This window comes from Halorubrum halodurans, assembly GCF_002252985.1.
Classification (GTDB): domain Archaea; phylum Halobacteriota; class Halobacteria; order Halobacteriales; family Haloferacaceae; genus Halorubrum; species Halorubrum halodurans.
The window spans coordinates 1-13,443 of sequence record NZ_NHPJ01000120.1; the positions used below are offsets into that span (position 1 = coordinate 1).

General features: G+C 73.7%; 13 protein-coding genes. 8 read left to right on the plus strand and 5 right to left on the minus strand.

Going from position 1 to position 13,443, the window contains the following annotated elements:
* Positions 1 to 379: 379 nt before the first annotated feature.
* Positions 380 to 1,093, plus strand: coding sequence for a DUF4382 domain-containing protein (locus DJ70_RS13760; RefSeq protein ID WP_094533941.1), 714 nt, complete (start codon positions 380 to 382; stop codon positions 1,091 to 1,093).
* A gap of 89 nt (positions 1,094 to 1,182) precedes the next feature.
* On the opposite strand, the gene DJ70_RS13765 is transcribed toward DJ70_RS13760, so the two are convergent.
* Both DJ70_RS13765 and DJ70_RS13770 read right to left on the minus strand, forming a co-directional pair.
* Entirely contained in the window at positions 1,183 to 1,533 is a 351-nt protein-coding gene (locus DJ70_RS13765) for a hypothetical protein (RefSeq protein WP_094533943.1), read from the minus strand.
* A 95-nt stretch (positions 1,534 to 1,628) separates the two neighbouring features.
* Positions 1,629 to 2,303: a TVP38/TMEM64 family protein gene (locus tag DJ70_RS13770; RefSeq protein ID WP_094533945.1), complete on the minus strand. Its 675-nt coding sequence runs from the start codon at positions 2,301 to 2,303 to the stop codon at positions 1,629 to 1,631.
* A gap of 85 nt (positions 2,304 to 2,388) precedes the next feature.
* Here DJ70_RS13770 and DJ70_RS13775 point away from each other — a divergent pair, with 85 nt between their 5' ends.
* The 4 genes from DJ70_RS13775 (at position 2,389) to DJ70_RS13790 (ending at position 7,677) form a co-directional block, all read left to right on the plus strand.
* Positions 2,389 to 3,312, plus strand: coding sequence for a DUF7139 domain-containing protein (locus DJ70_RS13775; RefSeq protein WP_094533947.1), 924 nt, complete (start codon positions 2,389 to 2,391; stop codon positions 3,310 to 3,312).
* 105 nt (positions 3,313 to 3,417) lie between these two features.
* A complete protein-coding gene (locus tag DJ70_RS13780; protein WP_094533949.1) occupies positions 3,418 to 4,287 on the plus strand; it encodes a CehA/McbA family metallohydrolase in 870 nt (289 codons plus the stop codon).
* A 94-nt stretch (positions 4,288 to 4,381) separates the two neighbouring features.
* Positions 4,382 to 5,644, plus strand: a complete 1,263-nt coding sequence (locus DJ70_RS13785; RefSeq protein WP_094533951.1) for a molybdopterin molybdotransferase MoeA — start codon at positions 4,382 to 4,384, stop codon at positions 5,642 to 5,644.
* The gene (locus DJ70_RS13790) at positions 5,641 to 7,677 is read left to right on the plus strand and encodes a molybdopterin biosynthesis protein (protein WP_094533953.1); all 2,037 of its coding nucleotides are present in this window, start codon (positions 5,641 to 5,643) and stop codon (positions 7,675 to 7,677) included. Before DJ70_RS13785 ends, DJ70_RS13790 begins: the two co-directional genes overlap by 4 nt.
* Positions 7,678 to 7,707: 30 nt before the next feature.
* On the opposite strand, the gene DJ70_RS13795 is transcribed toward DJ70_RS13790, so the two are convergent.
* Positions 7,708 to 8,463: a DUF2064 domain-containing protein gene (locus DJ70_RS13795; RefSeq protein ID WP_094533955.1), complete on the minus strand. Its 756-nt coding sequence runs from the start codon at positions 8,461 to 8,463 to the stop codon at positions 7,708 to 7,710.
* Between the two features lie 29 nt (positions 8,464 to 8,492).
* On the minus strand, positions 8,493 to 9,089 hold the full coding sequence (gene idi, locus DJ70_RS13800; RefSeq protein WP_094533957.1) for an isopentenyl-diphosphate Delta-isomerase: 597 nt from the start codon (positions 9,087 to 9,089) through the stop codon (positions 8,493 to 8,495).
* A 108-nt stretch (positions 9,090 to 9,197) separates the two neighbouring features.
* On the opposite strand from idi, the gene DJ70_RS13805 reads away from it, so the two are divergent.
* Positions 9,198 to 10,622 (plus strand): ATP-binding protein, encoded by a 1,425-nt coding sequence (locus DJ70_RS13805; protein ID WP_094533959.1) that lies wholly within the window; start codon positions 9,198 to 9,200, stop codon positions 10,620 to 10,622.
* A gap of 49 nt (positions 10,623 to 10,671) precedes the next feature.
* Here DJ70_RS13805 and DJ70_RS13810 read toward each other — a convergent pair whose 3' ends face one another.
* The gene (locus DJ70_RS13810; protein WP_094533961.1) at positions 10,672 to 11,259 is read right to left on the minus strand and encodes a class I SAM-dependent methyltransferase; all 588 of its coding nucleotides are present in this window, start codon (positions 11,257 to 11,259) and stop codon (positions 10,672 to 10,674) included.
* Between the two features lie 141 nt (positions 11,260 to 11,400).
* Between DJ70_RS13810 and DJ70_RS13815 the strand changes: the two genes are divergently transcribed.
* Together DJ70_RS13815 and DJ70_RS13820 are read left to right on the plus strand one after the other, a co-directional pair.
* Positions 11,401 to 12,147 (plus strand): GNAT family N-acetyltransferase, encoded by a 747-nt coding sequence (locus DJ70_RS13815; protein WP_094533963.1) that lies wholly within the window; start codon positions 11,401 to 11,403, stop codon positions 12,145 to 12,147.
* 5 nt (positions 12,148 to 12,152) lie between these two features.
* The coding region (locus DJ70_RS13820; RefSeq protein ID WP_094533965.1) for an FAD-dependent oxidoreductase at positions 12,153 to 13,443 on the plus strand (1,291 nt) is incomplete at its 3' end.

Consider the following 13,443-nt stretch of genomic DNA (forward strand, 5'->3'; position numbering starts at 1 on the left):
GTAACGGCCCCTCGTCGGCGCGCGCCGGACCGACGCTCCCGCCCGCTTCCCCTCTCGGTCCCGTCGAGCCACTGGTCGGTCCGCACCGACCGTCTCGGGGGCTCTCGAACCGGATTAACCCGAGTTGATCCGGGGCAAACCGGGCGAAGCGAGTCGGTCATTGAAGTCGATGGCCGGTCGAGCGGGGAGCGCAATGAACGGCACTCGAACCGCGCTCCTCGGAGCGCTCGCCGCGGTCGTACTGATCGGAACCGGCGTGGCTGCCGGCGGGGTCGCCGCNNCGACCTCCTGAGCGAGGTCGACGGCTTCCTCTCGGGCGGGACGGACGACCTCGGCGACACGGTGAGCGACCTCGCCGGAGGCGCCGGCGACGACGGGGGTGACTGACGTGAGCGAGACACGCGACCGCCTCGGCGCGCTCGGTCGTCGCGACTACCTCCGGGCGGCCGGTGCCGCCGCCATCGGGACCGCCGGGGTCGCCGGCTGTGTCGGCCGCGCGAGCGGCACGCTCGCGACGTCGGTTACCGACCAACCGGCCGACATCGGCGACTTCGAGTCGCTCGTCGTCACGATCGACGGGATCTGGCTCGGGCCGGAGGGCGGCGACGGGGAAGATGCCGGAGACGGGGAGGACGCGGGGGACGGTTCGAGCGACGACACCGAGACCGAGGACGATTCCGGAAGTGACGGCGGCGAGGAGACCGACGAGACGGACGGCGAGGAGGCCGACGACGCCGACGATCGGGGACGCGAGTACCACGCGTTCGACGAGCCACAGGAGGCCGACCTCGTCCAGCTACAGGACGGGGAGACCCGGCTGATCGACGAGCGCGAGCTGACCGTCGGAACCTACCCGTACCTCCAGCTCGACGTCTCCGGAACCGACGCGACGCTCGCGGACGGCGGCGAGGCGACCGTCGAACTGCCCGGAAACGCGCCGATCACGTTCAACCGCGAGTTCGAGATCAGGGAGAACACCGTCACGAGCTTCACCGCCGACTTCGCGCCGGTCGAGCGCGGGAACGGGACGTACCTCCTCCGCCCGGTACCGCGAGGCATCGAGGTCGATTACGCGGAGAGCGAACCCGAGTAGCGCGTGCTCGGGCGGTCCGAAACCGGCTCACCCGACCCGCCCCGGCCCGCTCTCGGACGGACCCGATGGATGAGGTCGCCGGCGGACGTCTACGCGGGGGTGCTCCCGACGTCGATCGCGGTGACCGAGCCCAACTCCGTCACGACCTCGTCTTCGACCGGATCATAGCTGGACGCTCGCGGCACGTCCCAGCTCCGCGGCGCGTTCTCGGTCGCGACGATCCGGACGTACGCTCCCGGCAACTCGTGCCGGTCGACGGTTTCGGCGTCCAGTTCGACCCGTATCCGGATCTCACCCGACTCCATGAACCCGTGGTTCAGTTCGCAGAGCCACCGTTTCGTCCCGACGACGTCACCCTCGTACCGGTCCCCCTCGACGGTGACGCCGATGGGATCCCCGCGACTCAGTCGGGTCAGCTGCTCGCCGATCCGTTCCGACATGTCCCCCACTCCGTGGCGAGGACGATTAGTTTCAGGGGTCGTTCGAGCCGGAGCGTGCCGCGTTCCGCGCGGGATCCGAGCCGAACGGTCCCGCGTCAGGTACCGGACGCGTCGTCGCCGACCGTCGGGTCCGTCCGCCACGCGCGGTACAGCGGCCGCGCGAGCAGGAGCACGCCCGCGACCCCGAGCGCGACGAACAGGGCGGGGTCGGCGACGGTCAGCTCGTCGCTCGCGAGTCGGTCCGCGGAGACGCCGGCGGCGACGCCGGCGACCACCCAGGGGAGCTCGCCGATCGCCGTCCCGGCGAGGAACGGGCGGGGGGCCACGCCCGACACGCCGGCGGTCACGGAGACCGCGTCGGCGGGGACGGGCAGGAACCGGCTTCCCGCGACCGCCCGGAGGCCGCCGGCGTCGGCGACGAGTCGGGACCCCGTCGCCGAGACTCGCTCGACGGTCCGGGAGTCGTTCACGAGACGGGCGCGCCCGGCACGGGCGAGCCAGTAGGGCGGGACGGCCGTGGCCGTGAGCAGGACGGCGCCGACCGGGACGCCGGCCCAGCCGTAGCCGAAGCCGGCGACGACCGCGAGCAGCGTCGTCGGCCACGCCAGAAAGGGCCGTATCGCCGCCAACGCGACGAGCGCGACGCCGAACCGGAGCGGGTCGGCGGCGAGCCACTCGAGGGCCCCGAGCGCGGCCGTCGGCGACGCGGCCAACGCGAGGACGACCGCGGCCGCGACGGCCACGCCGCCGAGAACGGATCGACGGTTCACGGCGAGGTGACGAGGGCCCGTGGTAAACGCCTTGTGGGAGCGGGTCGGGGGCAACAATCATTAGACTCGGCGGAAACGTCGAGACATGAGCGACTCGACCGAGTCGAACCCGCTTTTCGACTACTACCGCCGCTACGTCGGCGATCCCGACCGTGCGGTGGACGTGTACGCCGGGTTCGGGCTCTTCTTCGTGGGGCTCGGCCTGGGCGTCGTCGGCATCGTCGTGTTCCTCTACAGCGCGACGCTGCCGCCGAACACCCTCTCGACGTACGCCGTCCGGCAGGTGGCCGCGGTCGCCGCCGCGCTCGGGCTTCCCGGACTGCTCCTCGGCGTCGTCGTCCTCCTCCCGGTCGACCGCCGCATGCTCCATCTCGGCGGCGGCGGATCGGCGGTCTGTCTCGCCGCAGTCGCGTGGTTCGTCCGCGTGTATCCCCACGACTGGAACGTCGCCGAGCCGCCGGACTACAGCGCGCAGGTCGTGGCGCTGTACAGCGTCGGCCTCGTCGCCGTCATCGGCGCGACCGGCGCGGCGCTCGTCGCCCACCGCGTCGAGCAGGCCTCGGACGCGGCGGCCGGCGGCGAGGGCGACGACGGGTCGGACGCCGAGGCGTCCGAGACGGTCACCGACGAACGGGTTCGTGCCGACATCGAGCGCGAGCTCGACGACGCCGAGCTCACCTGGGGCGGCGTCGAGCGGCCGACGGGCCGCCGTCTGGAGTTGAACACCACCGCCGTCGACGAGGCCGACGTCGACGGCGGGGCCCTCTCCGGGTCGGCGACCGAGACGCGGACCACCTCGGGCACCGTCGACGACGCCGTCTCACAGCTCAAGGGGCTCCAGGGCGGCGAGACCCAGACCGCGAGCGGCGAGGGTACCGACGACCAGGCCGCCGCGCTCCGCGAACTCCGCGAGCAGCAGCGCGCGGAGGAGGTCGCGGAGGCCGAGGAGCGCTCGCTCGTCGACCGGCTCCGCGCGCTCCTCGACCGGCTCCGCCGGCGCGTCGGCTGACGGTCGAGCGGGCGCCCCTCCCCCATGGGTCCGCGGCCGCCCTCCCCGCGGCTCCGCGCGCACCACATCGGATCGTTATATAGCCTCGGCCGTCTACGCGGCGGCGTGTCAAGCGTCACCGTCAGGATCGACCCGCACGTCCACTCCGAGGACAGCTACGACGGCCACGAGCCGGTCGAGCTGATTCTGGAGCACGCGGCGGACATCGGCCTCGACGCGGTCGTGATCACCGACCACGACACGATGGGCGAGTCGAAGCGGGCGGCCGAGCTCGCCCCCGAGTACGGACTGGTCGGGATCCCCGGCGTCGAGGTGTCGACCGCGGACGGTCACCTGCTCGCGATCGGCGTCGACCGGATGCCACCCCGCGGCGAGTCGTACGCGGCGACGGTGTCGTGGATCCACGACCGCGGCGGGGTCGCGGTCGTCCCCCACCCGTTCCAGCGATCGCGTCACGGCGTCCGCCGACGGAACATCCCCCTCCCGCGGTCGGACGCCGACGAGGGCGACCGGAGCGACGGGGCGGGAGAGGTCGACGAGGTCGACGCGATCGAGGTGTTCAACGCCTGGCTGTTCACCGGCTACCGCAACCGGCGTGCGAGGCGGTTCGCGGCGCTTCACGGCTACCCCGGCGTCGCCGCCAGCGACGCCCACCACCTCAACTACGTCGGCCGGGCGTTCACGGAGCTGACGGTCCGGGGGCGCTCGTCGGTCGACGCCGTGACCGCCGAGGACGTCCTGGCGGCGATCCGCGAGGGGACGACGAGCGCGAGCGGGAAGCGCGCGCCCGTCCCGATGGCGGCGAGACACTACCTGATCGCCGCCGGCCGCAAGTCCGGCTACTACGCCCGGACGGGCGCGGTTCGGGGAGCGACGGCCGCGGCTCGCGCCGCGGTCGAGGCCGTCTCGATGACGCGGGTCGGCCTCTCACAGGGGGTCCACCGGTTCGGGCGGGCGCTCTCGTGGTTCCGGTAGGTCCGGCGTTTCGTGAGGGCGGCCGGCGCAGTGCGGAGCCGGCGACGCCGCCGGGGAGGCGGGGTTTTTGCCCGCGGAGGCGAAACGAACGGCCATGAGCCACGACAGACACGAGGCCGGGTTCAAACGTCGGACCCGCGTCGCCGAGGCGCGGGCGGCGTTGCTCGACGCCGTCGAGCCCCACGGCCGGACCGAGACGGTCCCCCTCGCCGACGCCGACGGGCGCGTCCTCGCCGAGCCGATCGACGCGCCCGCGCCGGTGCCGGGGTACGACCGGGCGGCGATGGACGGCTACGCGGTCCGCGCGGAGGACACCTTCGGCGCGTCCGATCGGTCGCCGGCCGTCCTGCGCGAGCGGGACCGCGAGGACGGGCCGGTCGCGCCCGGCGAGGCGGTCCGCGTCCACACCGGAAGCGCGCTCCCGGAGGGCGCGGACGCGGTCGTGATGATCGAACACGTCGAGACGGTCGGCGACGAGGTCGAGACGTTCGACGCGGTCGCCGCCGGCGAGAACGTCGGCGCGGCCGGCGAGGACGTGGCGGAGGGCCAGCGACTCTACGAGGCGGGCGAGACCCTCCGCCCGTCCGACCTGGGGCTGTGTAAGTCGGTCGGCCTCGAGGAGGTCGTCGTCCGCGAGCGCCCCGCAGTCGCCGTGATTCCGACCGGCGAGGAGCTGGTCCAGGCCGACCCCGACCCCGGCGAGGTGATCGAGACGAACGGACTCACCGTCTCGCGACTGGTCGAGCGCTGGGGCGGCGAGCCGCGGTACCGCGAGGTCGTCACCGACGACGAGGAGGCGCTCGCGGCCGCGATCGAGCGGGACCTCGACGCCGACGTCGTCGTCACCACCGGCGGCTCCTCCGTCGGCGAGCGCGACCTCCTGCCCGAGGTCGTCGACGACCTCGGCGAGGTGCTCGTCCACGGCGTCGCGCTCAAGCCCGGTCACCCGGTGTGTCTCGGGCGGGTCGAGGGGACGCCCGTGGTCTCGCTGCCGGGGTACCCCGTGGCCTGTATCGTCAACGCGGTCCAGTTCCTCCGACCCGTCCAGAAACTGGCGGGAGGAACGACCGCCGACCCGCTCCCGACCCGGCGCGCGCGCCTCGACCGGAAGGTGGCGAGCGAGCCCGGAACCCGGACGTTCGCTCGGGTGAAGCTGTCGCGCGAGGGCGACGCCGAGGGGGGTGACGGAGTCGACGCCGACGACCCCGCGTACGTCGCGACCCCCACCCGTGCGAGCGGTTCCGGCGTCCTCTCGAGCGTCGCGCTCGCGGACGGCTGGGTCGTCGTGCCGGAGCCACGGGAGGGGCTCGACGCCGGCGACGTCGTCGACGTGGAGCTCTGGGAGGTGACGGAATGACGGAGCGCAAGGAGTTCCGCGACCTGGCGGAGCCGGAGGCCGCTCGCGAGGCGATCGCGTCGCTGGACCTCTCGCCGGAGCCGGAGTCAGTTCCCCTGACCGATGCCCGCGGGCGGGTGCTCGCCGAGCGGGTCGACGCTGGGATCGACGTGCCGGGGTTCGACCGCGCGTCGATGGACGGGTACGCGGTTCGCGCCCGCGACACGTTCGGGGCCGACGAGGCCGATCCGGTCGAGCTGGAGCTCGCCGGCGCGGTCCACGCCGGCGAGGCACCCGAGGTGACCGTCGACCCCGGAACCTGCGCGGAGGTGTCGACCGGGGCGGTGATGCCCGACGGCGCGGACGCGGTGGTGATGGTCGAGCGAACGGACGAGCGGCCGGCGGAGGGGAGCGAACCCGGCGGGAACGCCGGCGGCGACGGGACCGGCGATCGTCCGGACCGGATCGCGTTCCGCACGTCGGTCGCGCCGGGCGACCACGTGATGGCCGCGGGCGCGGACATCGCGGCTGGCGCGCGCGCGCTCGGTCCCGGAACCCGGTTGACGCCGCGCGAGATCGGGCTGCTCTCGGCGCTCGGCGTCGAGGAGGTCCCCGTCCGCGGACGGCCCACGGTCGGGATCGTCTCCACCGGCGACGAGCTGGTCCGCCCCGGCGACGACCTCGACCCCTCGCGCGGCGAGATATACGACGTGAACTCGACGACGATCGCGGCGGGGGTGACGGAGGCGGGCGGCGAGCCCGTCCTCTACCCCCACGCCGGCGACGACTACGCGGAGATGGAGCGGCTGCTCCGGGAGGCCGCCGACGAGTGCGACCTGGTCCTCTCGTCGGGGTCGACCTCCGCGAGCGCGGTCGACGTGATCTACCGCGTGATCGAGGAGCGCGGCGACCTCCTCCTCCACGGCGTCGCCGTCAAGCCCGGCAAGCCGATGCTGATCGGGCGGCTCGACCGCGCCGACGGCGGCGAGTCCGCCTACGTCGGGCTCCCCGGCTACCCCGTCTCCGCGCTGACGATCTTCCGGACGTTCGTCGCGCCGGCGATCCGCGAGGCCGCCGGGCTCCCGGAGCCACGAACCGCGACCGTCGAAGGGCGGATGGCCGTCCGCGAACGCTACGCCGAGGGACGGCTCCGACTGATGCCGGTCGGCTTACTCGATCTGGGCGACGGCGGGGCGGCCGACGGGAGGAACGCGGACGAGGCGGCCGCAGACGGGCCGGCCGCGGACGGGCCGGCGGACGATCCCGACCGTCCGCTCGTCTACCCCGTCGACAAGGGCTCCGGCGCGACGACGAGCCTCGTCGAGGCCGACGGCGTCGTCGCCGTCGACCCGGACACGGAGTACCTGGAGGCGGGCGAGCCCGTCACGGTTCGACTGTTCTCGCCGGACGTCCGCCCGCCGACCCTGCTCGGCGTCGGCGAGGACGATCCCGCGGTGAACCGGCTCCTCGACCGGCTCGCGAACCCGCGATACCTCCCGGTCGGCTCCCGCGAGGGCTACCGGCGACTCCGCGACGGCGTCCCGGACGTCGCCGTGGTCGCCGGCCCGACCGACCGGGACGTCGACGACGCCGTCCTCGGCGAGTGGGACCGCGAGTGGGGCCTCGTCGTGCCGGCGGGGAACCCGGAGGGCGTCGAGGGGCTCGCGGACCTCGTCGACCGCGACCTCCGGTTCGTCAACCGGCCGACCGGAACGGGACTGCGGCGGAGCCTCGACGACGCGGTGGCGGACCTGGCCGACGAGCGCTCGGCCGCCAGGGCGGATCTGATCGAGCGGATCGACGGCTACGGGCTGACGCTCCGGGCGTTCGAGAGCCCGGTTCGGCGGGTGCTCGCGGGCGACGCCGACGCCGGAGTCGGGCTCCGCGAGACGGCCGAGCGGCTGGGCTGTGCGTTCGTCCCGCTCGGCGACCAGCGGGTCGCCGTCCGCGCGGCGGCCGACCGCGTCGACCGCGAGGCTGTCGCGTCGCTCGCGGCGGAACTCGACGACGGGATCGCGGACCTGGTACGGGGGCTCGCGGGGTACTCGGCGTAGCGGTCGCGTCGACGGTACGGAGTTCCCGACTCAGTCCCTGACGATCCGCTCCTCGCCGTCCTCGACGACGACGTCGAGGCCGTGCTCGTGGACGAACGCGGCGGTGTAGTCGGGGACGATCCGCTCGGCCGAAAAGCGCGCCCGCAACAGCGGGATCGTGTCGAGGAGGTCGTCACGGGTCTCGAGGGAGGGAAGCGACCCGACGAACTCCACGTCGTGCCCGGCGTCGCGCCCGCGGGCGGCGAGCGTCGGGAGCGCGGGCGAGTCGAACGCCCCGTCGAAGTCGATCGGCTCGGCGAAGCCCGCGTAGTACGCCCGGCCGCGGGTCGAGGGGCCGATCACGACCTCGTTGGTCCGGAGCTTCATCGCCGCGGAGTCGACGACCGTCCGCGAGAGCAGCGGCGCGGTCGGCGTCACGACCGCGACCGAGTCGGCGTCCTCCTCGCGCAATAGGTGCGTGACGGTGTTGCCGGCGCGCGCGCCGAACGTCGAGCCGACCTGCCGCTCGAACCGGACGTCGCCGGTCCCGCCGAGCGTGTCGGCGACGATCGTCCGAAGTTCGGCCTCCGGGGGCGTGTCGGTCCGGTGCGGTTCGGGGATCGCCTCCTCGTCGGGGTAGTTGACGAGCAGGTCGCCGCCGGAGCGGTCGACCGCGAGCACGGCGTCGCGGAGGGCGGCCTCGTACAGTTCGGCGGCCTCGGCGGTCGAGAGCGGCGTCGACTCCGCCAGTCCGGTCGCGACGAGCCCCTCGCGGGGCGGGTTCGCAAACACGACGACGACGGTCATACCGGACGGAGTCGCGGCTCCGCCTTCAACTAAGCGAAGTCGCGCCGCATCGCGATCTCGAACCAGGGACAGAGCCGAAGCTGGCGGTACAGCGCGGGGTTCTCGTGGAGGTGGTCGTAGTCGACCCACAGCCGGCCGCCGATCTCCGCGGGGTCGGGGTCGAGGTCGGTGTCGGAGAGCGTGACCTTCAACACCGCACACACCTCCCACTCGACGCCCTCGTTGGGGTAGTAGCGCTTGTACTCGAAGCGGTCCGTGACCCGGAGGTCGTCGTACTGGTCGGGCGTGATCCCGAGCTCCTCCTCGAGTCGCGTCTCGGTGGCGTCCTCCTGGGACTGGCCCTCGACGGGATGGGAGGCGACGGTGCCGTCCCAGTGGCCGTCCCACAGCCGCTTGGTCGGGGCGCGCTGGGCCAGCAGGATCCGGCCGTCGCCGTCGAAGACGAGGCAGGTGAACGCCCGGTGGCGGATCCCGTCGCCGGTGTGGGCGTCGAGCCGGTTGACGGTTCCCTGCGGGGCGTCGTCGGGGTCGACGGCGACGACGTCCTGGGCGGCGTTCTCGTGGTCGATGTCGGCGTCGGCGCCCCCGCCGTCGGGATCGGGGGCCTCGGCGTCCTCGGAACTCATACCTTCCCGTCTCACACCGAGACTAATAAGCGTTCGATACGGCGCGACGAGCGGGATCCGGCCCGCGGTTCGACGCGCTTAAACGCGTGCCACGGCTACCTAACGGGGATGAGTGACCCGGCGCTCGACGTTGTCGAGTTCGTTCTGACCACCCACCTCTACAGCGAGAACCGCGACCTCGACGAGAACGACCTCCCGCCCCGGTTCCGGCGGGTGTTCTGGTCGGCCGACGCGGCGGAGGACGCCCCCGGCGGCGTCGAGCGCCCGCTGAAGGCGACCGACGCCAGCACCCGCACGGCGACCGGCGTCGAGCGCCCCTGGGACGCGGTCTCGGACCTCCTTTTTACCCAACACACCGAGTTCTCCGGGGAGATCACGCTCACCCAGCCCGAGATGGGGCTGGAGTGGTACCGCGACCACGCCGACGACGACCGGATCGCCTCGAACCCGACGCTCGTCGCCGCGCTCTCGGCCGCCGACGGCCTCGAGGCCCCCGTCTCCCACGAGGAGGCGCGCGAGGACGTTCGGCCGATCCAGGCGGACCGCGTCTGGATCGACGCGCTCCTCGAGGAGTACTTCGACGAGGACGAGGACGGCGAGATGCTCGACCTCGTCAACGTCCGCGCGCCCGAGGAGATCGAGACCACCCTCGCGGACCTCGTGTTGACCGGCGACCAGGAGGAGGAGATCCAGAAGATCGTGAAGGCGATCGAACACCGCGAGTACCTCGCGAGCATCGGGCTCCGCGAGATCGGCAAGCTGCTGTTCGTCGGCCCGCCGGGCACCGGCAAGACCACGGTCTCGCGGGCGCTCGCCCACCAGCTCGGCATCCCGCTCGTCGAGGTGAAGATGTCGATGATCACGAGCCAGTACCTCGGCGAGACGGCGAAGAACGTCGAGAAGACCTTCGAGGTCGCAAAGCGGCTCTCGCCGTGTATCCTCTTCATCGACGAGTTCGACTCCGTCGCGAAGACGCGCCGATCCGACGAACACGCCGCCCTGAAACGCGCCGTCAACACGCTCCTCAAGTCGATCGACGAGGTGTCGCTCGTCCGCGACGAGGTGCTGCTCATCGGCGCGACGAACCACCCCGACCAGCTCGACGCCGCCGCCTGGCGTCGGTTCGACGAGATCGTCAACTTCCCCAAGCCCGACCGCGACATGCGCGCGGACATCCTCCGGGTCGTCACCCGCGAGATGCAGATCGCCGACTTCGACCCCGCGGAGGTCGCCGATCGGACCTCCGGGCTCACGGGATCCGACCTCCGGATGGTGCTTCGGGAGGCGGTGCTCGGCGCGCTGACCGAGGACCGCATGACCATCACCCAGGCGGACGTGATGGAGGCGGTGGCGGACTTCGAGGAACGGGACAACCTCAAAAACATGGACATGATCGACGGCGAGGGCGCGGAGGTGCTCGGCCAGACGGACGACAGCGGAGCCGACCACGGCGGCGGTCACGACCACGGCGAGGGCGACGCGCACGACCACGGCGAGAGCGACGCCCACGCGCACGGACACCCGCAGGACTAGCGCGGACCCGGTGTGTGGCGGGAGTCGAACCGCCCGAGAGCCGACCCTCCTACGCCTCCTCCTCCGGTCGAACCCCGGCGACGGTGTAGCCGAACCCGCGGTCGACGACCGCCGGATCGAGCCCGACCGTCTCCATGTCGGCCGCGAGCGCGTCGGGCGTCGAGAACCGCGACCCCATGCCGATCGCGTGCTCGCCGGCGACGAGCAGCCGCCCGAGCGGGTGCGTCGGGTCGAACTCGCGAACGACGAGGACGCCGCCGGGCGCGAGGACGCGTGCGACCTCCCGCAGCGCGGCCGCTCGGTCCGGCAGGTGGTGGAACGCGTCGACGACCATGGCGGCGTCGACGGAGCGGTCACGAAACGGGAGCCGTCCCGCGTCGCCGACGACCGCGGACAGTCCGCGGGCCTCGCGAGCGCGCCGGAGCATGCCGAGGGAGGCGTCGACGACCGTGACCTCGGGTCCCGTCACCGCGGCCGCCGCGCGCCCCGAGCCGCCGCCGACGTCGAGCAGTCGCTCGATCGGTCGCTCCGCGCGGTCGAACCCCGCCGAGAGCGCCGCGCCGCTCGCGGGCGGCATGACGAGGTCGTACAGCGGCGCGATCCGGTCGAAGAAGCGAACGTCGCCGAGACCGTACATGCCGTCCCTGCGGCCGGCACGGAGTTATAGCTCCGGATCGTGTGCCGGCGGGGGCTCCCCGCCGGCGGCGTGGACGCTCCGCGTCCGCGGACCGCCGCGACCGCCCGGATCGTTTACCTCTCCCCGTCCGTAGCGACGAACATGCCATCGGATCGCACGGAGTTCACGGTCGCGGGCGCGCCGGGCGAGGGGGCGACCTGCCGGCTCGACTACCGGGCGTTCGCGTACGCCGGGAAGTTCGTCGTCGGCGACACGGGCAAGGCGCTCCTGCGGACCGTCGACGGCTCCGACGCGGTGCCCGAGTGGGAGCCCGAGGAGCCACTCCCCGAGACCGTCGACCCGGACGCGTTCGAGACGGACGTGCTCGCGGCGGTCTCCTTCTCGCCGGACCGCACCGACCCCGCGTGCTGTCGGCTCCGCTACGTCACCGTCCACGCCGCGCGCCGCGGCGAGGGGCTCGGCCCCGACCTGGTCCGGCGGACCGTCTCGTGGCTCGCCGACGCCGGGTACGAGCGCGTCCGGATCGCGGTCAACAACCCGTTCGCCTACGAGGCGCTCTACAAGTGCGGGTTCGCCTACACCGGGCAGCAAACGGGACTCGCGGAACTGGAACTCGAGCGACCCGCCTCCGCGCCCGCCCCGAGCCGGGACGACGCCGAGCGGTACCGTGCCGGGCTGGTCGTCTTCCGCGACCGCGAGGACGACCCCCCGGAGGCGGTTCGCCGGTTCCTCGCGGATCGCCTCGGGGACGGGGGAGACGGCCCCCTCGACCCGCCCCGTCCGCCGGATCCGCCCGATCCGCCCGATCCGCCGGATCCCGCGGGCACGTCCGCTCCCGGTGAGGCGTCCGAACCCCACAACACACTTACCGACGAGGACCCGTCCTAGCCCGTATGTACGGCGTCGTCGGCGGGGGGCTCGCGGGGCTCGCGGCGGCCGCCCGGCTCCGCGAGACGGGCCGCCCGGTCCGGCTGTTCGAGGCGGCGGACGCGGTCGGGGGGCGGGCCCGCACGGTCGGGACCGCCGGCGACCCGGTGGAGCGGTTCCCCCACTACTGCTCGCGCGGCGACGACGCCCTGGCGTCGCTCGCGGCCGATCACGGGCTCGACGGTCGGATCGCGTGGGGGCACGGTCGAACCGCCCGCTACCACGGCGGCGTCGTCCACCCGCTCGACGCCCCGTGGGAACGGCTGGCGTATCCGGGAACCGGGGTCGTCGACGCGGTTCGGGCCGCCCGCCTCGACCGCGCGGTCCGGCGTCTCGACCCCGCCGACCTCGACGCGACGACCGCCGAGGCGTTCGTCACCGAGCGGGCGTCGCGGGCGACCTACGAGGGGCGCGTCGAGCCCGCCCTTCGGTCCGCGTTCGGCGACCGCGCCGGCCACGTCTCCGCGGCGTGGCTGGCGGAGTGGCTCCGGTCGCGGGAGGGACGCGACCGCCGCGGAGCCGCGGTCGGCTACGTCGAGGGCTCGACGGCCCGTCTCGTGGACGCGCTCGTCGAGGCGATCGGGGCGGAGGCGGTCCGGACCGGGTGCCGCGTGACCGGGATCGACTCCGACGTCGGCCGCGACGGGGACGGCGACGGTGTCCCGCTGACGGTCGAGCCGCCCGACGATCGCCGGGTCGTCGACTGCGAGGGGGTCGTCGTCGCCGCCGGCCCGGCGACGCTTCGGGACGTGACGGGCCTCGACCCCGGCGTCGACGCCGTCCCCGGAACGTGCGCGCTCGTCGCGACCGACGAGCCGATCGTCGACGCCTGGCGGGTGACGGTCGAGCCGGGGGCGCGCTCCGACGGCGACGACGCTCCCTTCGGAACGCTGGTCGGCCACACGAACCTGGTCCCGCCGGAGCGGTACGGCGGCGACCACCTGACGTATCTGGTCGGCCGCGGCGGCTCGCTCGCCGCCGGAGACGACGAGGCCCTCCGGGACCGATGGCTGTCGGCGCTGGCGGACCTGTTTCCGGCCGTCCACCCGGAGGCGGTTCGGTCGGTCCGGATCGCACGGGATCCCGCCGCGGCCGTCGCGGCGCGTCCCGGCGAGCGCGTCCCGATCGACCTCTGCGAGGCGGGGCTTCCGGGCGTCGCGTACGCCGGCCCCGGAAGCCGGATCGACCGGTTCGGGGGCTCGCCGGGGGCACGAGTCGCCGCGGGGGTCGCGGCCGCGGAGGCGGTCGCCGGCGGCG

What these genes read in the sequence shown, in the direction of transcription:
- DJ70_RS13790 (WP_094533953.1), top strand. Translation starts at nt 5,641, where the DNA reads ATGACGGAGCGCAAGGAGTTCCGCGACCTGGCGGAGCCGGAGGCCGCT.
- DJ70_RS13765 (WP_094533943.1), bottom strand. Translation starts at nt 1,533, where the DNA reads ATGTCGGAACGGATCGGCGAGCAGCTGACCCGACTGAGTCGCGGGGAT.
- DJ70_RS13785 (WP_094533951.1), top strand. Translation starts at nt 4,382, where the DNA reads ATGAGCCACGACAGACACGAGGCCGGGTTCAAACGTCGGACCCGCGTC.
- DJ70_RS13805 (WP_094533959.1), top strand. Translation starts at nt 9,198, where the DNA reads ATGAGTGACCCGGCGCTCGACGTTGTCGAGTTCGTTCTGACCACCCAC.
- DJ70_RS13810 (WP_094533961.1), bottom strand. Translation starts at nt 11,259, where the DNA reads ATGTACGGTCTCGGCGACGTTCGCTTCTTCGACCGGATCGCGCCGCTG.
- DJ70_RS13775 (WP_094533947.1), top strand. Translation starts at nt 2,389, where the DNA reads ATGAGCGACTCGACCGAGTCGAACCCGCTTTTCGACTACTACCGCCGC.
- DJ70_RS13815 (WP_094533963.1), top strand. Translation starts at nt 11,401, where the DNA reads ATGCCATCGGATCGCACGGAGTTCACGGTCGCGGGCGCGCCGGGCGAG.
- DJ70_RS13795 (WP_094533955.1), bottom strand. Translation starts at nt 8,463, where the DNA reads ATGACCGTCGTCGTCGTGTTTGCGAACCCGCCCCGCGAGGGGCTCGTC.
- idi (WP_094533957.1), bottom strand. Translation starts at nt 9,089, where the DNA reads ATGAGTTCCGAGGACGCCGAGGCCCCCGATCCCGACGGCGGGGGCGCC.